Source organism: Klebsiella pasteurii (genome assembly GCF_018139045.1).
GTDB classification, from domain to species: Bacteria; Pseudomonadota; Gammaproteobacteria; order Enterobacterales; family Enterobacteriaceae; genus Klebsiella; species Klebsiella grimontii.
Genome location: NZ_CP073236.1, coordinates 764,075 through 786,294, shown reverse-complemented (window position 1 = coordinate 786,294; position 22,220 = coordinate 764,075). Strand labels below are relative to the sequence as shown.

Sequence of the window (22,220 nt, the reverse complement as noted above, 5' to 3'; positions counted from 1 at the left end):
TGTATTTTTTGTGAACAGGAAAAAGTATGCTTAATACGTTACCCGATTTACATAGAAGTTTTGCAGAGCAACTCAAGCTTAACGTTCAGTCTGACGCCCGGATTCACTCCCTGCTCGCGGGCGGCTCGCTTATTCATGGCGGATTTGATAAATACTCCGATTTGGATTTTGTCATTGTAGTAGACCCTCTCTACTATGATGAAATCATGGCGCAGCGTGTGGCGTTCGCCGAAACACCAGGCAACCTACTGCATGCGTTCAGCGGGGAACATGTCGGAGAGCCTCGCCTGCTGATATGCCTGTATGGCCCTGAACTCCTCCATGTCGATCTGAAATTTGTCACCCTGGACATGCTCACTCAACGTGTTGAGGAGCCGGTGGTGTTATTTTCTCGCGATCGCCATGCCCTGGAGCGACAGCTGGCAAAATTTAGTGCCCACTGGCCTGACATGACGCCGGAGTGGTTTGAGTCCCGAGCCTGGATCTGGCTTCATTATGCGGTGGTTAAACTGGGAAGGGGCGAACTTTTCGAAGCGATTGGTATGCTGTCATTCTTCCGGGAGCAAGTGCTGGGACCGATGCTGTACCGTCGCGCCAATCTACCGCAGCGTGGGGTTCGCCGCATTGAATGTCACAATATCGATCCTGAGGACCTGCTGACCTCCACGCTGGCCAGGCACGATCGTGACTCCGTCAGCATCGCCATCAGAAAGGCGGTTGATGCTTATATCAATCTGCGCGCTGATGCGCTGCCGGAAAATATCGCGGACGATGCGGCACGACGGGCGCTCCTTGCCATGCTTAAAGTGTATTCGGAAAGGGGTTAAGCGAGACTTCCGGCCACTTACCTGGCCGGAATCTAAAACCATCGTGGAAGATGCCGCCAATACTCAAATCCCAGGACAAACATCGCTATCCGGGAAACTACTCGTGACAACTGGAATTCTCGTCAGAGAGTCTGACACAAATCATTGAAAGCCCGCTTATCGTTCAAAGCAGTCCATCAACATCTGAGCGCTAAATTTTAACTTGAGGTGCAATATTTCCCGTTTTCCAGACGGCCCCCGTGAAGCCTGTAAACCCCAAAGTGGTTCATCTGAATGGATAAATAGAGTATCCAGGCATCGCGGGCGCGTGATAAATTGCTGCCTGTTGATGCAGCTATGATATATCAGGCCGGCGACAGCATTGTTATGTCCTTACCGCAATCAGAACTGGGCGGGCATTTATTCATATGAGAAAACCACACTCGGGGAGGGTCGCAATAATGGCTGATTCAGGACACGATAAACCTGCTGCGTTGTCATTAAATATCGGTAATAAAATAAGACGATTGCGGCAGTCACGGGGGGTTTCGTTAAATGACCTGTCTAAATTGTCAGGGGTTTCAAAGGGGGCATTATCCAAACTGGAGTCAGGATCCTCCAGCCCCCGTGTCGATACGCTGGACGCTATCGCCACAGCATTACGTTTACCGGTTGGCGATTTACTGAGCGGCGGCAGCAGGATATATCCCTGTTTTGATAAATATCGTCCCGCGCCGGGCGAATATTCGCAAATGATGAAATTCCGCATCGGCCCCGGCAATACCTCCGAGATATGGTTGCTGCAAATGGAGCCGCAGGTCACCATCCACAGTCCCGGGCATTCAGACGGGTCGCATGAACATATACTGGTTCACAGCGGCACCCTGCATCTGCGCTTTAGTCAGTACGAAGTCATCACATTAGAAGCCGGGGATTTTTACGCTTTCTCCGCGCAGGTTGCGCACACATATAGCTCAAAGGAGACGGCGATTAGCGCAACGGTGGTGATGAGTCACCTCGAGCCAGGTTAACTCCTCCATGTGATTATCTGGCCAGGCGCCCTCTGATAAAATGCCGAAGAGCGGGCATGTGTTCACTTAAAGAAACAAAAACGCTCTCCTGAAAGCCAGGCGGAAAATTCTTTTATAAATAAAATGAAGTAAATTCAGCCGATTGATTTTGTATTGATAAATTATTCCGCCCGTAACCGGGAAACCCATTGTTCTGCATGCGGGCTGACTGTATTGTTATTTCGAACAACAGCACCGGCTTCCCTACGCTGTATTTTTCCGCAATGCGAAGCAGTTGTTAGCGCCAGAAAGCTGGCCATGTTACGGCCAATTTATCTTTGGTCTGCCGGAGTTTTTTTTGCAATGAATATCGACCTTCCGGTGGCGCGCCGCGCTCCCATTGTCGGTTCTTTTTTTATGCCAAATAAATCCATCTGGATTATATATGTGACGGAGAAGATGAGTGCGTAAAGTTAATTTAAAAGAAAGTTTTGCTCTATTCAGCGAATGCTGGAGCCCCAAAATTGTCGGCGAAATTAATAACGAGTATGTCAAACTGGCTAAATTAGCCGGAAAGTTTGACTGGCATCATCATGAACATGAGGATGAGCTTTTTCTTGTTATCAGCGGCCGCTTGCGAATGGGGTTAAGAACGGGCGATATCGTGCTTGAAGCGGGTGAGTTTATCATTGTGCCGAAAGGAACCGAGCATTGTCCTGAAGCGTTAACTGAAGAGTGCTGCGTCGTTTTACTTGAGCCAAAAACGACGCTGAATACGGGCAATATCGTCAATGAACGTACGGTCCATGAGCTGGATAGACTATAGCCGCGCCTCCTGACGTCTCAGAACGTTATCAACGAAGTTTCGTGTGAAATTAACACTCTCATAACATAATTAAAATTAAGCAAATGAAGCAGGTTGGCATTGTGGGTTGGCGAGGAATGGTCGATTCTGTTTTGCTACAGCGAATAATCGAAGAGTGAGGGGGTATTTTATGTCCTTTCGCAGGAAGTAAGTCCATCCTTAAAACCAACGGCATAAATACACGCTGAATACGGAGCTCTTGATGGTCACTACACATGTTTTTATCGCGGTCAGTCTTGATGGTTATATCGCCCGACAGGATGGCGATATCGACTGGCTGTTGCAGCGCGATGACCCGACAGAAGATCATGGCTATGCCGCATTCATCGCGGACAAAGATTGGATCGTTATGGGCCGAGGGAGCTATGAGAAGGCGCTGACTTTTGACCAATGGCCTTACGATCGACCCGTGCTGGTTATCTCCCGACAGCTATCCGATATCGCCATTCCCGAGGCGCTGAAGGGCAAAGTGCAGCTCTCAAGCCGCACGCCAGGGGAAGTGCTTGCTGACCTGGCGTTGCAAAACGCGCATCGCGTCTATCTGGATGGCGGGCTGGTAATACAGTCGTTCCTGCGCGAAGGTCTGGTCGCCGATATGATTATCACTACCGTTCCTGTCCTGCTCGGTGCGGGAAAACCGCTGTTCGGTTCCCTGACAAGGGATATCGATTTGACGCTGTTATCAAGCCGCAGCTTCCCTTCGGGTCTGGTGCAGTCGCACTATCGGCTGACGTCATAAACTGCATAAATACATAGCGGCGACCAACGCGGAAGCAACAGTACCGCCCTGCCAGCGGTATTGAATGTTACTGATATAATCTCAAAATAGATAAAAGAGGTGACACATGGGGACTGACAAAGTGCATAAACAAATATCAAGAAGCTTCAATCCCCTCCGTCAGGGGAGTAAACCATTTAGTCGCAAGATGGGCGGGTACTCGCCCGCCCTGCCGCCGCTACCGCGGCCAGACCTGCGGAAACTCATCGGCGATGAGGGGCTCGCCGTCGCGCAGCTTAAGCCCCGGAAACGGCGGCGAGGTCACGCCGCCGCGGTCGGCGAATGTCGCATCATCCCCGACCCAACGGGCAGAAAATACCCGCCGCGCGCGGGCGCTTGAATTGCCCCTGGCGCCGTGCAGCGTGCGGAAATGGAAAGCGACCGCATCGCCCGGCTCCAACGCCCAGCTGACAATATCGTAATCCTCCTGATGGGCATCGATATCCGGCAGCTCTTTAAAACGCGAGTGGGAATAGAGCTTTGAACCGTTAAACCGCGTTGGGCTGAACTCCTCGTCCCAGCGATGGGAACCGCGAATACAGCGCAGCGAAATCGCCTCCGCTACCGGATCGAGCGGGATCCACAGGCTGACATTCTGCCGCCCCTCCACGCAGTAATAGGGCTGATCGTGGTGCCATGGCGTTACCGTACTGCCGCCGGGCTGTTTCACCAGCGTGTGCTCGTGGAAAAACTTCGCCGTCTGCGACCCCATCAGCGCCGCGGCGATCTCCGCCGCCGGCGACTGAAAAACAAAATCGCGAAATTCCGGGATTCGTTGCCAGTTGCAATAGTCCTGAAAGAACGGTGCCGAACCGTCCTCAGGGATCACCGTTCGCGCATGACCATATTCGCTGGGGTTCTCCATCAGCGCGGCGACGCCGCACGACAGGCTCTCGATCCACGGCGTGAACACGCCTTTAAGCAGTACGACGCCGTCGGCCTGCCAGCGGTCGACGGTCTGTTGATCTATGAGCGGGGAGTTCGGGTTTTGCATAGTCGCCATCCTGTGTTGATAAATCAGTGAAGAGAATCGGAGGGATCGGCGCGCATCCAGGCGCAAAGGTTTTCCAGCATCGCCATACAGCGTTCGGTCTGGGGGATGCTGATATATTCGTCCGCTTTGTGGCCCTGCGCCATGCTGCCCGGCCCGCAGATCAGCGTCGCGACGCCTGCCTCGTCAAACAGGCCGCCTTCGGTACCGTAGGCGACGGTGGTGAAATCATCGCAGCCGCACCACTGCGCCAGCCAACGGGCGAACTCTGACTGCGGGTCGCTCAGCAGCCCCGGATAGTGGCTCAGCGTCTGGAAATGAATGTCGCTGCGCTGCGCCACCTTGCGCATCGCCGGAAGCAGCTGCTCGCGGGCATAATCGCCCAGGGCGTCGGTCACGGCCTGCGGGCACGTGCCGGGTAAATAGCGAATTTCAAAGTCGAACCAGCAGGATTGCGGAACGATATTCAGCGCCGCGCCGCCGTGGATCGTCCCTACCTGCAGCGTGCCTGACGGCGGCGAGAACCGGTGGTCCTGCTGCCGTGAAAAGCTTTCGCCCAGCCCATCCAGCTGGTAAATCAGCTTCGCCGCATAGCTAATCGCGTTAACCCCTTGCGGGGCGTAGGCCGAATGGCAGGCGTGGCCTTCCACGCGACAGCGCACCGCGAGCTTGCCTTTATGACCATAGACCGGGCGCATGTCGGTCGGCTCGCCGATAATACACAGCGCCGGTTTCTCGGCGGAGGCGCGGAGAAAATCCACCAGGCTGCGCACGCCCAGACAGCCGACTTCCTCATCATAAGAGAATGCCAGATGCAGCGGCATCCGCAGCGGCGCGGCCAGAAACGCCTCCAGCGACGCCAGCACGCAGGCGATAAATCCTTTCATATCCGCGCTGCCGCGACCGTAGTAGCGCCCGTCGCGTTCGGTAAGGGCGAACGGCGGCACCGTCCACGCCTGACCATCTACTGGCACCACGTCGGTATGGCCGGAGAGCATCACCCCGCCGGGGCCGGTTGGCCCAAGGCGGGCATAGAGGTTTGCCTTGCGCCCTTCGTCGTCATAAAACAGCTGCGACGTTACGCCGCGCGCGCGCAGAAAGTCGCCGATCCAGGCAATCAGCGCCAGATTCGACTCGCGGCTGGTGGTATCAAACGCAAGCAGCGCGCCGAGGATCTCACGCACGCGGTTATTCATCGCCCGGCACCCCGTAGGTCGGCGCTTCGCGCGGGTCAAGCGCACGGGTGATATACGCTTCCATCTGCGGCTCGTAGGCCAGCCACAGCGCTTCCAGCGCTGCTACCGGACGTTCTTCCGCCCAGTCGACGCGTAAATCCACCACCGGCCAGGCGTAATCCTCCACGACTTTAAGCGCCGCCGAGTGCTCCGGCCCGGCTTCCCCGCCCGCATCGATACCCGCCTGCAGAGCCGCAATCAGGCGGCTGGCCAGTTCGCCGGTGGCGGCTTCGAACGCCGCCGTCATGGCGGTAATCACCTGCGGGTTGGCCAGCATATTCCCCGCCGCCACGCAGTTCTCGCCCTGCGCCAGCTGCCAGATGCCGAGCGTATGTTCACCGCTGAACACTGCGCTCTCGCCGCTGGCGTCGATGACCGCCACCTGGCGATAATCGCTAAACCGGTCTTCGCCCAGCGCCTGCTTCAGGGCCTGCTGCGGCGTGAGCCCCGCCTCAAGCCCGGCAAGAATCTGCGGTCCGAGCGCGGGCAGCGTAATGTTCTGGCTGGATACCGCGCCAACACCTGCCAGCAGCCACGGGCAGCGGGCGCCGACGGCAATGCTGGATGAGCTAATCGCAATGCCCAGTTGACCCGACTCCGGGCACAGGGCGGAAATCGAAAGGGTCATGGTGCCTCCTGCGCATGCCAGTCGTCAGGGATCACCGCCGTGACGTCAATTTCCATCAGCCACTGCGGCTGCGCGAGGGCCGACACCACCACGCCGGTCGAAATGGGAAACACGCCTTTGAGCCATTTCCCCACCTCCTGGTACACCGGTTCGCGGTAGCGCGGGTCGATCAGATAGGTCGTCGTTTTCACGATATGCGTCAGATCGCTGCCAGCCTCTTCCAGCAGCTGTTTAACGTTCTTCATCGCCTGTTCCGCCTGGGCGCGCGGGTCGCCCAGGCCGATCAAATTGCCGTCAAAATCGGTACCCACCTGGCCGCGAACGTACACGGTATTTCCCGCGCGCACCGCCTGGCACAGATCGTTATTGAGCGTCTGATTGGGATAGGTCTCTTTGGTGTTAAACATCCGAATACGGGTATGGGTAGGCATAGGTTGCGTCCTCAAATCAGGCGTTAGCAGGAAGGTTGGTAGTGTTGATACTGGCGCTGAATGGCAATCTGATCGGCGATGTATTTCGCATCGTGCCAGACGCCCCAGATAAAGGTTGAACCACGGCGGGAGAGCCAGGGCAGGCCAAGGAAATAGACACCCGGTTCGCTGGAAACGCCGCGATGGTGCTGCGGGCGCTGCTGTTCATTAAAGGCGTTGACCTTCAGCCATCGGTAATCGGTGGTATAGCCGGTGGCCCAGATAATGCTGCGCACGCCCGCCTTTTCCAGGTCGAGTTCGGCAAGCGGCTGGGTCAGGCAATCGGGGTCGGGCAGGAAGAAGCGCGCTTCCGGCTCTTCCGGCAGCGATAGCCCGTTGCGAGCGATATACTCATCCGCAGCGTCGAGCAGCGCCAGATAAGAGGCGTCGCCGAGACGAATGTTGTCCGCCAGATCGGCACGGAATACGGCTTTGCCCTCGGTAAAGCCGTGCGTCTGCCCGACCAGGGTAATCCCCTGGTGCGCCAGTTGGCGAAAGTCAACGGTATGACCGCCGCGCGCGCCGCTGACCGCAATCGTCACGTGTTCTTTACCGGGCTGATTGGCCGCCGCATCCCACAGTCCTAATACCCCCAGCCACCAGCAAAAATCGCGCTGGCGGTAGCGGCGCGGCGGGCGATCGTGCGCGCCGACGGAGAGCCACACCGCACGCCCCGCCCGGCGGAGTTCTTCGGCGATTTGTACGCCGGACGATCCCGCGCCAACCACCAGCACGCCGCCTTCCGCAAGCTGCTGCGGGTTGAAATAGTGCGCGGAATGTATTTGCTCAACTACGCTATCCTGCGGCGCGATGGCCGGTATCACCGGGCGCTGGAAGGGCCCGGTGGCGGCGACAATACGCTGCGCCTCAATCACGCCCAGTGACGTTTCCACGCGAAACCCCGGACGGCCGTTTAAGCGCTCTGCGCTAAAGACCTCAACGCCGGTCTTGATCGGCGCACTAAAGGATTTGGCATACGCGGCGAAGTAGTCGGCAATCTGCTCTTTGGCGACAAAGCTGTCGGCGTCGCAGTCGGGAAAGGTCATGCCGGGAAACCGATCGTGCCAGGCCGGGCCGTTGGCCACCAGCGAATCCCAGCGGCCGCTGCGCCAGGCCTCAGCGATGCGCTTTTTTTCCAGCACCAGATGCGGAATGCCGTGATGCGTCAGATGCTCGCTCATCGCGACGCCCGCCTGCCCCGCGCCCACCACCAGGGTATCGATCTCTGTAATCTGCTCTGTCATGTCTGTGTCCTTCAAGCACGGTTGTCCGGCTTATCCGCCGGAATTGACAGAACTCAGGTTAAGTAAGTGTGATGAAATGGTAAATTATTATAAAACGATCGTCTGAATAGAAATTTACGAGGCTGGATAACGCAGCGGGAAAATAACGCTTGCGGCCGCGTTAATTACATTACGCGTGCTGATGCGGCGTTAATTCCATGCTGCGACAATAATCCATAAAAAGCTGCGTCGGGCGCGTGGGTTCATTATTGGCAAGGTGCGCCATAATTAATGTCGATGCGGGCATCTCGTCGGCAATATCCAACTGCACCAGCTTTTCACCGTCATAGGTCGTATCGCATAGCGGACGGGTAACCAGTACCGAAAAGCCTAATCCCTGACCGACCATACAGCGCACCATTTCAATTGAGGGCGAACTATAGGCCACTTCCGGGTGATAACCTTTCTCTTTAAATATTGAGACAAAATAGTTTTTGCTGGGGACCGCATCGAGCAAAATCATCGGTTCACGACTTAACTCCTGCAGCGTGACGCTTTTTTTCTGTGCCAGTGGATGAGATGCAGGCAGCAATGCATAGGGTTTATGCGGGGCATTGAGCAGCTCTTTATGAATGGAATGCCCTAATTCAAGATCATAAACCAGCGCCAGATCGAAACGCCCGCGATGCAGGCCGTGCATCAGCTCATGTTGCTCACCGTCGTAGAGCTGGAGTGTGATCTCGGGATACATTTTTTTAAATCCCGCCACCAGTTTTGGCATATACAGCGGCGCGACGGATTCAAAGCAGCCGACGGAAATGGTCCCGGATACCAGCTCTTTATCCGCCCGCGAGTTCTGCTCAAACTCATACGATAGCCGCAGCAGCTCTTTGGCTTTATCGTAGAAGCGCCGCCCGCTTGAGGTCAGGGATACGCCCTGCGCGTGGTGGCGAATAAACAGCTGCTGGTCGAAGGTGCTTTCCAGATTTTTGATGGCAATGGAGATCGACGGCTGGGCAATATGTAGCTGGCGGGAAGCCTCGGCGATACTCTCCGTTTCCACCACCGTCACGAAATACTTAAGCTGTTTGAGGGTAAATCGGTTCATCGCGTCACCATTGATAAAATATTGTCTTATTGCGAACGGGCTTAGTTTTACGATAAGCAGTCTGCAAGCATCGTGCCATGCTCTTTGCGCTCTATATCGTCGGCAAATAACCGCCGCCTCTATTTAATTACCCGCCCTCTTTATTTTCCTGATTTCGCGTATTGCACCATAAAGAATCACCCTGCACCTTATTTGCCCGCAACATGCCCCAATATTGCACAAAATACCGTTTTGCAAAAAATCAGGTTTAAAAATAACGGTGATTGTTTTTAAGTTGTTTCAATGCTGTTTCTCATTAATTGCGTTAAATTCCTTGAGGTTAATATAGCTGTATAGTTTTTTTAAACTTAAAGGCCAAAAATTTACTAATTGCCACCGGTCGAACAGTGCCAGCATAGTGTCAGGGCAAGATGAACGCCGGCGGCTCCCCATTTTAGAACAGGGGAATCGCCTTAATTTCCGTTAATTATGGCGAGTGAAATAGCCCATGACGTTTAACTGGAACTATATGTTAAGCCTGCTCAGCGATGTCGATTTCTGGCAGGCCACCTGGACCGTCATCAAATTAAGTTTGCTGACCTGGGCTTTCAGCATTGTGCTGGGATTCATTCTGGCGCTGGCCAAACAGTCGCCGCGCAAGCTGTTTAACGCGCCTGCCCGCCTCTATATCTGGCTGTTTCGCAGCATGCCGCTGCTGGTGCTGCTGATTTTTGTCTACAACATGCCGCAGGCGCTGCCCTCCTTCGCGCCGGTGCTGAACGACCCGTTCTGGGCCGGGCTGCTGGCGATGGTGCTGAGCGAAGCCGCCTATATTGCTGAAATTCATCGCGGCGGGCTGCTGTCGATTCCGAAAGGACAGAGCGAAGCCGCCCGCGCGCTCGGGCTGCGCTATGCCGGCACCCAGTGGCGCGTGGTGATCCCGCAGGCGCTGCGCGTCGCCCTACCGGCGCTGGCCAATGAGTATATCGCCATCGTCAAGCTCAGCTCGCTGGTGTCGGTTATCTCCCTGACCGAGATCCTAATGGTCGGCCAGCGCCTCTATTCGCAGAATTTCCTCGTCATGGAGACCATGGCGGCGGTAGCGTTTTACTACATCCTGATCGTCACGGTATTTGATTTTCTGCTTAAGCGTCTCGAGACCTGGCTCGACGTCACGCAACGTAAAACCACGCGCCCGGTGGATGAAGAAATGCAGAAGCTGGCCACGGCGCGACGTCCGGCAATGGCCCGCAGCGTCAGCGTGGCGCAGGAGCCAGCGCTGCAGGCGTCTAAATTGCATAAAGCCTATAACAATGTCGAAGTGCTGGGCGCGGTCAGCCTGCAAATTCAGCCCGGCGAAGTCGTCTCCGTCATCGGCCCGTCCGGTTCCGGTAAGACCACGCTGATCCGCCTGCTGAACGGCCTTGAGCAGATCGATAACGGCGAGATCAAAATTAACGGTCAGCCATTTATTCACCTCGAGCGCCAGGGGCAGCAGAAGCCGCGTTTTATGGAGAACAGCGAGCATCGCCAGAATATCGGCATGGTCTTCCAGAGCTTCAACCTGTTCCCCCACCTGACCGTGCTCGGCAACCTGTTGCTGGCACCGCGCTATCACCATCTGGCCAGCGAAGGCGAGCTCAAGCAGCACGCCTGCGAGTTGCTGCATAAAGTCGGGATGCTGGAACACGCGTGGAAATATCCGCATCAGCTTTCGGGCGGCCAGCAGCAGCGGGTGGCGATTGCCCGCGCTCTGATGATGCGTCCGCAAATTATGCTGTTCGATGAACCCACCTCGGCGCTGGATCCGGAAAAGGTTAACGAGGTTCTGCAGGTTATCGAATCGCTGGCCCATGAAGGTATCACCATGGTGATCGTCACCCATGAGATGAACTTCGCCTTTAAGGTTTCCGATCGAATTGTGTTTATGGAAAAAGGACGCGTGGTCTGCGACGACACGCCTCAGGCAATGCGCGATGGCCAGCATCCGCGCGTGGACGCCTTCCTGAAAGATGTCTCTTTGGCTTAACGCTTCCGTTCCTGAAAGGAGAAAAATATGATCGCGCAGTGGCAAATCGAACAGTTTCATCAGCAGGGTTTTCTGGTTGTTGAAGAGGTGCTCTCCGCCGAGGAGGTGGCTCTGCTGCAGACCGATTTCGACGCATGGGTCGAAGAGAGCCGCCAGCATAGCGAGGCGTGGGGAGAAACCCTGGACGGCCGTCCGCGCTTCGACCTCGAAAGCGATCACGCGCCGAACCACCCCTCGCTGCGCCGGGTCAGTTCGCCCACCGAGATTTCCGCCGCCTACCGCCACGCCGCCTTTAATTCGCGGATGGCGGCGATTGCCGGCCAGCTCATCGGCGGCAGCGGGACCCGCTTTCATCACAGCAAAATCAACTCCAAACTGCCGCACACCGCCACGCAGGTGAAATGGCATCAGGATTTTCTGTTCACTCCCCACAGCAACGACGACATTATCACTGCCCTATTGATGGTTAGCGAAGTGACGCCAGAAAACGGTCCGCTCAACGTGGTCCCGGGAAGCCACCAGGGACCGCTGTGGTCCCACTGGCAAAACGAGCGTTTTACCGGCGCCGTGGCCCCGCAGGTAGAAGAAGCCCACTGCCAGCATCCGCAGGCCTGTTTCGGCCCGGCGGGTTCGGTGTGCTTTATGCATACCCGCCTGCTTCACGCCTCCAGCCCTAATGAAACCGATCTCCCGCGCACGCTGTTTATCAGCGTCTACGCGGCGGAAGATGCCCTGCCGTTCGGTGAAAATCCGCTGCCCAGCGTTCACGCCGGGCAGATGGTTGCCGGTGAAGAGAGCGGCCTGGTGCGTAGTACCGTTAATCATTTACGTCTGCCGCAAAAACCGCGCGGCGCATCCTTTTTTGTCCAGCAGGCCGGTACCGATCGCGCCAGCATGTAATTTGCCCACTTTTTGGAGGTTCTATGAAACGTATTAATGCTTTGCGCCCTGCTGTCCTGCTCCTTTGCGCCGCTGGCGCCCTGTCGTCCTTTAGCGCCCTGGCCTTCCAGCAGCCGGGGAAAATTACCGCCGGTTCGGATATGACCTTTTTCCCGTATGAATATATGGAAAACAACAAGCCCGCCGGGTTCGATATCGAGTTTCTTGCCGGGCTGGCAAAAACCATGGGCCGCGAGGCGGTGAATATTGATACCCGGTTTCCGAATTTGATTCCTGGTTTGCAGGGCGGACGCTTCGATATTACTAACTCGTCGATGTACATCACCGCCGAGCGTCTGAAGGTTATCGATATGGTGCCCTATCTGAAAAGCGGCGAAGCGATCCTCGCGCTGAAAGGCAGCGACTATCAGCCGAAAACGCCGGAAGAGTTTTGCGGTCATAAAATTGGCTCTATGGGCGCGACCTCTTGGCTGGCGCAGTTGCAAAAGCTCTCCGCCGACTACTGCGTGAAAAAGGGCCTGAAGCCAATAGCGCTTAGCGAATACACCACCGACCCGCAAACCACCCAGGCGCTGCTGTCGCGGGCGGTTGAGGCGCAAATCACCGATGCGGCGGTGGCGCGCGGCGTGATTGATAAGCTTGGCGATCGGGTGACAATCTCTTCCGAAACCTTAATTTATCCGGTGCTCAATGGCTTTGGGGTGAAAAAAGGCAATAGCGAAGTGAAAACCGCGCTGGAGGAAGGACTGAAGAAATACAGCGCGACGCCGGAATATGCCGCGCTGCTGAAAAAATATAACTTCCAGGCGCCGACGCCGGAGGACCTGCAAACCCTGATGCCAAAAGCGGAGTAACGACATGGCCCGGTCTTATGAAGAACAGACGCGCATCGACCTGGCGGCGACCTTTCGTATCATCGCCCATCTCGGGATGCACGAGGCGGTGGCCAACCACTTTAGCGCGGCCATCTCGGCAGACGGCAAAAAATTCCTGCTGAATCCGAAATGGAAACACTTTTCGCGCATCCGCGCCAGCGACCTGTTGCTGCTGGACGCCGATGATGAAGCCTGCGCCCGGCGATCTGACGTCGACGCCACGGCGTGGGCGATTCACGGGCAAATCCACCAGCGCCTGCCGGAGGTGCGGGTGGTGCTGCACCTGCATCCGGTGTATACCACCAGCATCGCTTGCCTCGAGACACCGCATATCCCGCCGATCGATCAGAACACGGCGCGCTATTTCAATCGGATAGCCGTCGATAGGTTATACGGCGGCATGGCGGATACCACGGCGGAAGGCGCGCGTCTGGCGTCGCTGCTGGCCGACAAGCGCCGGCTGCTGATGGGCAACCACGGCGTACTGGTGACCGCGCCGTCGATTGGCGAGGCTTTCGATGATATCTGGACTCTGGAGCGCGCCTGTCAGATTCTAGTGACCGCGTGGTCAACGGGGCAGCCGCTGAAAGTGCTCTCCGATGCGGTGGCGGAGAAAACCGCGCAGGACTGGGAGGGGATCGCCGACTTTTCACGCCAGCATTTTGCAGAGATGAAGCAGATGATGATCGACGCCGACCCTTCCTTGCTGGACTGACGGCTTACTCCTGGAAAAAGGCGCCCGGCGGCAGGCGCAACCGGGCATACGGAGATGAGGCGGATTTGAGGTATCGAGGTGCGGATTTTGCCGTAGGCCTGGCGACAGAATCCGCAAGTTACGCGCGTGTAGCCCCGGTGAGGCGCCAGCCCCCACCGGGGAACAGGCGGCTAGTAGCGCACGCAAACCGACTTTGTTTCGCACCAGTCGTCCAGCCAGTCGGGGCCGAAATCGCGGCCGGTGCCGGACTGCTTCATGCCGCCGAACGGCAGGTTGGCGTCGATCAGCGTATGGCTGTTGACCCACACCGTCCCCGCCTGCAGGCGATCGGTATAGCTCAGCGCCTGACTCAGATCGCGGGTCCAGACGCTGGCGGTCAGGCCAAAATCGCTGTCGTTGGCCAGACGCAGCGCCTCTTCGCCGTCGGCCACGCGCACCAGGTTCACCACCGGGCCGAAAACCTCTTCCCGGCTAAGGCGCAGCCCGGCGTCGGGATTAATCACCAGCGTTGGCGCAATATAGTAGCCCTGCGCATCCGGCCCCACGTGACCGCTAATCAGCTCTGCCTTCTGCTGACGGGCTTCATCAAGATAAGCCGCCACTTTCGCGCAGTGCGCCTGCGACACCACCGGGTTAATCTGGCTGCTCTCGAGCATTCCGGGTCCGACCTGTAGCGACTTCACCGCCTGCTCAAAGCCGCTCACCAGCGTATCGAACAGCGGCGCTTCGATATAAATTCGCGAACTGGCGGCGCACACCTGCCCCTGATTCAGAAAGCTACCGGTCATTAATCCCTCAATAACCCACTGCGGATCGGCATCTTTCAGCACGATAGCCGGGTTCTTGCCGCCCAGCTCTAGCGTGACCCGGGTCAGGCGATCGGCGGCCACGCGGGCAATCTGTTTACCGGTAGCGGTCGATCCGGTAAAGCTCACCTTGGCGACCTGCGGATGCGAGGTCAGCGCCGCGCCGCATCCGGCGCCGCTGCCGGTCACCACGTTAAAAACGCCGTCGGGCACGCCGGCCTCGGTTGCCAGTTCCGCCACCCGCAGCAGGGTCAGCGGGGTGGTTTCCGACGGCTTAATGACGATTGAGCAGCCAGCCGCCAGCGCGGGCATCACTTTCCACATGCCGATCATCAGCGGGAAGTTCCACGGCACGATCCCGGCCACCACGCCCACCGGCTCTTTTTTGGTCCACGCCTGATAGCGCGCCCCCGGTGGGAAGGGAATCGATACGTCGAGGGTGCGGCCGCTGATTTTAGTGGTCAGCCCGGCGGTATAGCGCATCCAGTTCAGCGTGCAGCCCACTTCAAAGGCGCGGGAAATGTTAATCGATTTTCCCTGTTCCAGGGTCTCCAGCTGCGCCAGCTCCTCGCCGTGCTGCTCCACCAAATCGGCGAAGCGCAGCAGGATCCGTTCGCGGTCGGCGGGCGTCCGCCCTGCCCAGCTGCGGGAAACGAAAGCACGCCAGGCGGACATCACCGCCCGATCGACATCCGCGGCGTTAGCATCCGCGGTGCTGGCGATAGCCTGACCGGTGGCCGGATCCCAGACGGTTAAACGCTTTTCGCTCTCTGCCGCCTGCTGCGCACCGTCGAGATACAACCCATGCTGTCTGTCTAGAAACTGCTGCACGCTGGCGAGTAGCGCGACCTGTGATGTGGACATACCCCTTCCTTATTGTTCACGGATAGTGGTTTCAGTTTATGCCGGGGTCGCGATTCACGCTTTTTTCTCTGTGACATTCGCTGTTGCCGCTGTGACAGGCGCCGCAATTAAGTCGATGGGTGGACAGGCAACATTATTGAAAAACGCCGGCTGGCCAGGCCTGATTGAGATACCCGAGGACGCATTCAATGACGATATCCTCTCTTGCCGTTATATTAACCTTGATACGCTACTCATTTATCCGGGAAAAATGACAATGTTGCCTCGTCGATAAGCGACCTTGACTTTCTGTCCGACGAAAAAAGGCGTTCCTCTTGTTGGCTGGACAATAACAAAATCACGTCCATCAGTGGGTCTGATAAACAACTCAACAAGCTGGCTACGAGCCAACCGTCTCTGTACTGCTTGCCCGGCCAACACGCCAGCGGCAGCAACACCCACTATCACCTGGCGCTGACCAGTAAGGGTATATCCGGTAATACCACCGAGAGCCCCGCCGCTAACGGTACCTACAGTATTGTAACCCGTATCGTTTTGGAGAGTTATATAGTTTACACCAGTAACAATACCGTATGAGGGGGGTATTTCTTGTGTATAAAAAGTATTTTCCATATTATTATCGGCATCAATTGAAGATCCTCTACACCCGACGATTGTGAGTAAAAAAATCACAGCAATGACGATATTCCGGCGCATTAACCTTGTCACTCGTAACAATTATGAAATATTAAAATAACCATGCAAATAGCTGGCCCATTGAAATTCATCAAAATATTGGCAATGCCTATATTTCAGCGTATAAACAGCCCCTATTGTTCTGAGCAGGCATTTTTAACTGATATCAATTCAACATCCTACAATCACAGACACGATCATTGACAACATATCCTCCACCTGACTAAAACTCTCTTTGTTAGTTTAATAAGCGAACTACATGTAAGATAACGGCACAATATCATGCTTTGTTAAACAATCCTTAAACGACTCTCTATGGTTTTTTAATGTTCGTTAAATTGATTCTGATCAAAAAGCCAGCCTCCCTTGTTTAATATCCGTTTAATATAGATCACTAATATCTGGTTAATAAAGCGAAAACCCATTGCGTGAACATTATGAAAAATAAACCGAAGAGAAAAAAAAGCATCAACAGCATTGTATTTATCGCATTCATTATAGTGAATGTGTTAATGCTAACCATCAGTATTTACACACTATATTTTAGTTCCTCATCCCCATTCACTGAACATCGAATGCGTCACGATACGACATTCTGGATAGGTGCGATTAAAAATATCGCATTACTAAGCGGCCTATGGATTTTCGTAGATGTCATTTTTTCCATTTTTTTCTACTTAAAGTCGAAATTTCATTAAAAACATTTATAAAAGGGTTTGATATGTTGTTTATTATAGCCTGGCTTATCGCCATGGGCACCAGTGAACTGTTATTGTGGTCTTATGGCTACCTTCACCTTATTTCTCCCGTACTTTATATCTCGCTATGCATTATGTTTATCTATCAACGCAGAAAAATACATAAAAATAAAGATCTCAACTTATATGAGAAAAAAATAGCGTCTATGCGCATGGGCATAATGTTTGTTCTGTCTATGCTGGTGATGCTGGCCATCACTGTCAATATCCGTTTTTTCACGCTGATTTATACCGGACTTTAACATTATATGATGTTTCATCTGACGGGATGCCACCTCATTTTATCGGTATGGACTTACGCAGACAATCTGCTGCGAGAAGCGTTTTATCATTAATTTATACGAGCAAGATTTTCAATCATGAATAAATCAGATGCAAAGTTGTCTTTGCCTGCCCTGACCGCGTTGGTGGTCGGTTCGATGATTGGTGCAGGAATATTTTCACTTCCCGCTACTTTCGGGCGCGCAGCGGGCGGGCTTGGTGCCATCATCGCGTGGTGTATCGCTGGAGGGGGAATGTTAACCCTCGCCCTGGTCTTTCAGACTCTGGCCACAAGAAAACCGCATCTGGATTCGGGTATATTTATTTACGCTAAAGAAGGATTCGGGAATTACCTTGGGTTTACTTCCGCGCTCGGTTTTTGGGCGGGGACCTGTATCGGCAACGTATCTTATTTTGTGCTGATAAAATCAACCCTCGGCACATTCTCACCCATCTTTGGGGATGGCAATACTTTATACGCGATTCTCACTGCCTCTGTTGTTCTGTGGTGTTTCCATATTCTGGTATTAAGGGGCGTAAAAGAAGCTGCAATTATTAATACGGTGGTCACCTGGGCCAAAATTATTCCGATAGGTGTCTTTATTATCGTTCTAATGTTCGCGTTCAACGCTGACATTTTCACCGTTAACTTCTGGGGGGGATCCGACATCAAGGACATTCACTCCCATACCCTCTCTGAAGGGTACCATGACCTTATGCACTATATCGCCGCGCCTGACAATGCGCACGAGTCCTTATTTTCGCAGGTCCGCAATACTATGCTGGTGACGGTATTCGTCTTTCTCGGGATAGAGGGGGCGAGCGTGTATTCCCGCCTGGCGAAAAAACGTAGCCATATCGGTACCGCCACGGTGTTCGGTTTTATCGGCGTCCTGTGCATTCTGTGTCTGGTCACTCTCCTCTCATATGGGGTACTTTTACGACCTGAGCTTGCCGCGCTTCGTCAACCTTCGATGGCAGGGGTACTGGAGACAATTGTGGGTCGTCCGGGGATGATTTTTATCAGTATTGCCCTGGTCATATCGGTTTTAGGCGCCTATCTCTCCTGGTCATTACTGGCAGCAGAAGTGTTATACAGCGCAGCAAAATCCGGACTGATGCCAAAAATATTGGCTAAAGAGAACGCTAACCGGGTTCCATATAAGGCTGTCTGGCTGACCAACATATTTATTCAGGTTTTTTTAATCATCACGCTGTTCACCGACTACGCCTTCCAGCTGGCACTGGAGTTAACCAGCTCGCTGACCTTAATTCCTTATTTCCTCGTCAGCGCATATGCTTTAAAGCTTGCGTTAACCGGGGAATCTTACTCCGGCTCTGGAACAGGGATAAGAAAGGGGCTGATACTGTCCACCATTGCCCTGATTTATTCGCTGATGATGATTTACGCTGGCGGCGTGAAATATCTTTTACTTTCTACCATTATTTACGGCCCGGGAACTATTCTTTTCTATTTCGCGAGAAAAGAAAATTTGACGAAAGTTTTTACCAGGCATGAGCGTCTTCTGTTTGCCATGCTGATGTCAGGAGCCATCATCGGTATCTATGCTATTGCAACGGGACTTATTCAAATTTAATAAACGGAAATATTATGCTTACTGAAAATAAAAACATATCACCCGCCTTTGGCGTTTATTCAGAGGTCGGTAAATTAAAAAAAGTCATGGTGTGTTCACCGGGAATGGCGCATGAACGCCTTACGCCGGGGAATTGTGACCGTATGTTGTTTGACGATGTTCTGTGGGTAGCGAACGCCAAACGCGATCACTTCGATTTTATGAATAAAATGCGTGAGCGCGAGGTTGAGGTTGTTGAGTTCCATCAATTGCTGGAAGAAACGGTAAAAAATCCTCTGGCGCGAAAATGGATTCTGGATTTACAAGTGGTACCTGATGAAGTCCCCTTGAGTCTGATAGATGAAACACGAGACTTTCTCGATAATATTTCCGCCCGCGAACTCGCGCAGACTCTACTTGGCGGCCTTTCAACGCTGGAACTGCAACACGTCTCAGGTGGAAAATACGATAAAGAAGAATGCAGACTTCTCCATGCCGCTATTGCACAGAGTCAGTACCTACTTCCTCCTTTACCTAATGCGCTTTACACCCGCGATACCACCTGCTGGATCAATGGCGGCGTTACTCTTAATCCCCTCTACTGGCCAGCCCGTCATGAAGAGACGGTGCTTGCGGCTTCCGTTTACCAGTTCCATCCTGATTTCGCTGGCAAGGTTAACGTGTGGTACGGCGATCCAACGGTCCACCACGGTACGGCTACCCTTGAAGGTGGTGACGTCATGCCGATCGGTAATAAAACAGTGTTAATTGGCATGAGCGAGCGCACCTCTTACCAGGCGATAGCACAGCTTGCGCAAGCGCTCTTTGCGGATCAGCATTCGGGTATTGAGAGGGTGATGATTGCCGCCATGCCAAAGCTTCGAGCCGCGATGCATCTTGATACCGTTTTTACCTTCTGCGACCGGGACCTCGTCACGCTTTATCCCCCAATTGTTAATCAAATCAAAACGTTTTCATTGCGACCTGATGAAAGATCGCCGCACGGAATACGGTTAACCAGGGATGAAGATAATTTTGTAGACGCGGTAGCCCACGCGCTAAATCTCAAACAATTAAGAGTTGTGGAAACTGCCGGAAATGACTACGACATGGAACGTCAGCAGTGGGATAGCGGCGCGAATATGGTTGCGCTTGAGCCTGGTGTGGTCGTGGCCTATGACCGAAATACCAAGACTAATGCACAACTGCGGAAAAGCGGTGTTGAGGTGATCACCATTGTTGGCAGCGAATTAGGCCGCGGTCGCGGCGGCGGTCACTGCATGACCTGCCCTATTATTCGCGAGCCCATTGATTATTAATCATAAATATAATTCCTTTTATCATTCTGCGGAAGTCGCCAGCAGGATGGTAAAAGTATAATCGCTATCATGATGAACTGTGCAGGAACAATAATATTATTTGCTCCCTGCACTGATTCATTAATGGCCTGCAGAATATATTATGATATCGACAACGGCTGCAGGTATAGTAGTTAGCCCCAAGATTATTTATCATTGCGCAATGACAACTGCGGATAACATCCCCCAGACTGGGATCTCCCTCGACTGTATTTTATCTAAAGTGGATTTCAGAAGCATTTTATATATTTACAAAGATAAACAAAGGCTGAAATAAATTCTCTTCTGATAATGCTAATATCCACTCAGCATTAATGAATAACAGATAACGTCTGCAAAAATTCAGACAGGAGAATTTTATGGAAAAATCCACGTTGAGTCCCCTTGGTGTAAAACAATCATCTCAGCGGCCCGAACCGCAGGAGCGTCAAGCGAAACAGCTAGATCAACTTTGGACAAGACGCAAAAATGCAGTGGCGAGGAATAAATCATGGACAAGATCTGGGTTTGATGCGCCAGGAGATGCTATGCAAAATGGAATAACAGGGTCCCACATTTTGCGTGAGCCTATACTATAACAACTCCGTATTGTATTGGCACTAATGAATATTTCGAACCTTAATGTGACCCGATAGACATGAAGAGTATACCATGGTGCACATGTAATTAATCGCATTCCCGATTGTAATATCATTAGGATATAGCCCCTATTTTCAGAAAGTGCCCAAGGAATTACCCTTCTGATTTTACTTGCCAACTGCCATATATCGGTGTGTGTAATTCTGTGTCACTCCTGAACATTCTAATCATAGAGGGATGACACAGCCCTCTATTCAATGTTTATAACGTACTATTTCTTTTTTGCCTCTCCACTAATCATGTCTCCTTTTATTTTACCCTGTTAAATTTCATAACGGATTTGCGGTGACAGAGTAAACGTGTTACGTAATATTTTTTTATAATAATACTGTGATCCAGGTAATAGTTCTTTCATATACTCCGCCTTTGACCCTTGCCTCCGGCATCATAAGTGCAACAATGCAAAAACATTATCATTACAAAGGACGCGCGATGAGTACGGTAAATCGTGGGCAGAATTACCAGCATTGGTTAGCAAAAATCAATCAGGTCTGCGGGCAGTTCGCCGCCCGTCCGCTGGATGATAATTTCCACGGTGAGATCGACGCCAGCTACGCGGGCGACCTGAAAGTCAGCACGGTGACCGCCCGCAGCATTAATCTCTACCGTACCCGACAAGAGATCCAGCGCGATAACGACGCCTGGTTTTATACCGTCTTCCAGCTCGCGGGCCAGGCGACGATTGAGCAGGATGGCCGTCAGGCGATGCTGGAGAGCGGCGATATCACCCTGATTGACGCATCTCGTCCATGCTCGATTATCTGGCAGCAAACCTCGCGCCAGGCCTCCCTGCTGCTGCCAAGATCGCTGCTGGAGCAGCAGCTGCGCGGCAGTGAAATCAGCATCGCTACCCGGCTGGCGAAAAGCCTGCCGATGGTCCAGCTCAGCCAGCGCCTGCTGCATGAAAGCATGAACAGCCCTGAACTCTCGGCCAGCGAAAGCAAAGCGGCGCTGGAGGCCATCGTCTGCCTGCTGCGTCCGATGCTGCATCATCAGGAGGCCCAGCCGTCCCGGCGCGATAAGCAGTTTCAGAAAATCATGGCGTTAATCGATGAGTCGATTCAGGCGGAACATCTGCGCCCGGAGTGGCTGGCCAGCGAAACCGGCATGTCGGTGCGCAGTCTTTACCGGCTGTTTGCGGAAAAGGGGCTAGTGGTGGCGCAATATATCAAGAATCGTCGGCTCGATTTGTGCGCCCGCGCGCTGCAAAGCGCCCATGATGACGAAAAGCTGGCGGGGATCGGCTACAGCTGGGGCTTCAGCGATCATAGCCATTTTTCCACCGCCTTTAAGCAGCGCTTCGGCGTCTCGCCGGGTGAGTATCGCAAGCGCTGCCGATAGCTATTTTTTCAGCCATTTGCCGTTAAGGCCCTTCACGTACTCGCCCGGCTGCGCCCTGGCGACCAGCTTCTGACCGGCCATTTTCGCCACCTGATCCACCGGTAGATTATTGTCATCCGCCAGCTGCTGATAGCTGTCGCTGCGGGCGGCGTTGATCTGCTTCACCAGCTCAAGGGTTTCTTTATCCTGACGCAGCGGTTCAAGATAGCCGTTGAGGGTTTCGCCGACCCGCCCCTGCTGGCGAGCTTCATTGAGGGTCAGGGCCAGCGCCTGAGCGCTGAACAGCACCAGCGCCAGCGTCGTGGTTATCAGTCGTATTCTCATCATCG

Annotated in this window: 21 protein-coding genes and 1 pseudogene; 13 read left to right on the top strand and 9 right to left on the bottom strand. The window is 53.8% G+C overall.

Features of this window, described 5'->3' with window-relative positions; translation table 11 throughout:
- Window positions 1–26: 26 nt before the first annotated feature.
- The 5 genes and pseudogenes from KCG39_RS03755 (at window position 27) to KCG39_RS03740 (ending at window position 3,420) form a co-directional block, all read left to right on the top strand.
- A complete protein-coding gene (locus tag KCG39_RS03755) occupies window positions 27–827 on the top strand; it encodes a nucleotidyltransferase domain-containing protein (RefSeq protein ID WP_142468218.1) in 801 nt (266 codons plus the stop codon).
- Window positions 828–1,267: 440 nt separating this feature from the next.
- Window positions 1,268–1,837 (top strand): XRE family transcriptional regulator, encoded by a 570-nt coding sequence (locus KCG39_RS03750; RefSeq protein WP_004121027.1) that lies wholly within the window; start codon window positions 1,268–1,270, stop codon window positions 1,835–1,837.
- A gap of 442 nt (window positions 1,838–2,279) precedes the next feature.
- The gene (locus tag KCG39_RS03745) at window positions 2,280–2,642 is read left to right on the top strand and encodes a cupin domain-containing protein (protein ID WP_004121031.1); all 363 of its coding nucleotides are present in this window, start codon (window positions 2,280–2,282) and stop codon (window positions 2,640–2,642) included.
- Window positions 2,643–2,725: 83 nt separating this feature from the next.
- Window positions 2,726–2,797 (top strand): annotated as a pseudogene (locus KCG39_RS27735) (hypothetical protein); the annotation flags it as partial.
- Between the two features lie 86 nt (window positions 2,798–2,883).
- A complete protein-coding gene (locus KCG39_RS03740; RefSeq protein ID WP_142468217.1) occupies window positions 2,884–3,420 on the top strand; it encodes a dihydrofolate reductase family protein in 537 nt (178 codons plus the stop codon).
- Window positions 3,421–3,637: 217 nt separating this feature from the next.
- Here the strand turns inward: KCG39_RS03740 and KCG39_RS03735 are convergent, their stop codons facing one another.
- The 6 genes from KCG39_RS03735 to KCG39_RS03710 form a co-directional block, all read right to left on the bottom strand.
- A complete protein-coding gene (locus tag KCG39_RS03735) occupies window positions 3,638–4,453 on the bottom strand; it encodes a phytanoyl-CoA dioxygenase family protein (RefSeq protein ID WP_123828129.1) in 816 nt (271 codons plus the stop codon).
- Between the two features lie 23 nt (window positions 4,454–4,476).
- Window positions 4,477–5,646, bottom strand: a complete 1,170-nt coding sequence (argE, locus tag KCG39_RS03730; protein ID WP_142446477.1) for an acetylornithine deacetylase — start codon at window positions 5,644–5,646, stop codon at window positions 4,477–4,479.
- Window positions 5,639–6,313, bottom strand: coding sequence for a DUF1028 domain-containing protein (locus KCG39_RS03725; RefSeq protein WP_049114498.1), 675 nt, complete (start codon window positions 6,311–6,313; stop codon window positions 5,639–5,641). The genes argE and KCG39_RS03725 overlap by 8 nt, the downstream gene beginning before the upstream one ends.
- Window positions 6,310–6,744 (bottom strand): RidA family protein, encoded by a 435-nt coding sequence (locus tag KCG39_RS03720; protein ID WP_004139129.1) that lies wholly within the window; start codon window positions 6,742–6,744, stop codon window positions 6,310–6,312. Before KCG39_RS03720 ends, KCG39_RS03725 begins: the two co-directional genes overlap by 4 nt.
- 23 nt (window positions 6,745–6,767) lie before the next feature.
- Window positions 6,768–8,027: a flavin-containing monooxygenase gene (locus tag KCG39_RS03715; RefSeq protein ID WP_004121044.1), complete on the bottom strand. Its 1,260-nt coding sequence runs from the start codon at window positions 8,025–8,027 to the stop codon at window positions 6,768–6,770.
- Between the two features lie 169 nt (window positions 8,028–8,196).
- Window positions 8,197–9,114, bottom strand: coding sequence for a LysR family transcriptional regulator (locus KCG39_RS03710; RefSeq protein ID WP_004121046.1), 918 nt, complete (start codon window positions 9,112–9,114; stop codon window positions 8,197–8,199).
- A 487-nt stretch (window positions 9,115–9,601) separates the two neighbouring features.
- Between KCG39_RS03710 and KCG39_RS03705 the strand changes: the two genes are divergently transcribed.
- From KCG39_RS03705 to KCG39_RS03690, 4 genes are read left to right on the top strand one after another with little or no spacing between them, the layout of a single operon-like run.
- Window positions 9,602–11,122, top strand: coding sequence for an amino acid ABC transporter permease/ATP-binding protein (locus KCG39_RS03705; protein ID WP_004121048.1), 1,521 nt, complete (start codon window positions 9,602–9,604; stop codon window positions 11,120–11,122).
- Window positions 11,123–11,149: 27 nt separating this feature from the next.
- A complete protein-coding gene (locus KCG39_RS03700; protein WP_087829524.1) occupies window positions 11,150–12,022 on the top strand; it encodes a phytanoyl-CoA dioxygenase family protein in 873 nt (290 codons plus the stop codon).
- Between the two features lie 23 nt (window positions 12,023–12,045).
- On the top strand, window positions 12,046–12,876 hold the full coding sequence (locus KCG39_RS03695; protein ID WP_004121052.1) for an ABC transporter substrate-binding protein: 831 nt from the start codon (window positions 12,046–12,048) through the stop codon (window positions 12,874–12,876).
- 4 nt (window positions 12,877–12,880) lie between these two features.
- On the top strand, window positions 12,881–13,612 hold the full coding sequence (locus tag KCG39_RS03690; protein WP_049080210.1) for a class II aldolase and adducin N-terminal domain-containing protein: 732 nt from the start codon (window positions 12,881–12,883) through the stop codon (window positions 13,610–13,612).
- Between the two features lie 170 nt (window positions 13,613–13,782).
- Here the strand turns inward: KCG39_RS03690 and KCG39_RS03685 are convergent, their stop codons facing one another.
- Window positions 13,783–15,282, bottom strand: coding sequence for an aldehyde dehydrogenase family protein (locus KCG39_RS03685; RefSeq protein WP_049114308.1), 1,500 nt, complete (start codon window positions 15,280–15,282; stop codon window positions 13,783–13,785).
- 237 nt (window positions 15,283–15,519) lie between these two features.
- Entirely contained in the window at window positions 15,520–15,978 is a 459-nt protein-coding gene (locus KCG39_RS03680) for an outer membrane lipoprotein (protein ID WP_049114307.1), read from the bottom strand.
- A 700-nt stretch (window positions 15,979–16,678) separates the two neighbouring features.
- Between KCG39_RS03680 and KCG39_RS03675 the strand changes: the two genes are divergently transcribed.
- The 4 genes from KCG39_RS03675 to feaR all read left to right on the top strand — a co-directional run bounded on the left by KCG39_RS03675 (window position 16,679) and on the right by feaR (window position 21,891).
- Window positions 16,679–16,957: a hypothetical protein gene (locus KCG39_RS03675; RefSeq protein ID WP_211811551.1), complete on the top strand. Its 279-nt coding sequence runs from the start codon at window positions 16,679–16,681 to the stop codon at window positions 16,955–16,957.
- 117 nt (window positions 16,958–17,074) lie between these two features.
- Window positions 17,075–18,574 (top strand): amino acid permease, encoded by a 1,500-nt coding sequence (locus tag KCG39_RS03670; protein ID WP_087829534.1) that lies wholly within the window; start codon window positions 17,075–17,077, stop codon window positions 18,572–18,574.
- Window positions 18,575–18,588: 14 nt separating this feature from the next.
- Window positions 18,589–19,872, top strand: coding sequence for an arginine deiminase (locus KCG39_RS03665; protein WP_087829537.1), 1,284 nt, complete (start codon window positions 18,589–18,591; stop codon window positions 19,870–19,872).
- 1,110 nt (window positions 19,873–20,982) lie between these two features.
- A complete protein-coding gene (gene feaR, locus KCG39_RS03660; protein ID WP_087829540.1) occupies window positions 20,983–21,891 on the top strand; it encodes a transcriptional regulator FeaR in 909 nt (302 codons plus the stop codon).
- Here feaR and KCG39_RS03655 read toward each other — a convergent pair whose 3' ends face one another.
- Window positions 21,892–22,215 carry a YdbL family probable chaperone protein gene (locus KCG39_RS03655; protein ID WP_004121062.1) on the bottom strand — a complete coding sequence of 108 codons (324 nt, stop codon included), beginning with the start codon at window positions 22,213–22,215 and terminating at the stop codon, window positions 21,892–21,894. It lies immediately after the preceding gene.
- Window positions 22,216–22,220 lie beyond the last annotated feature (5 nt).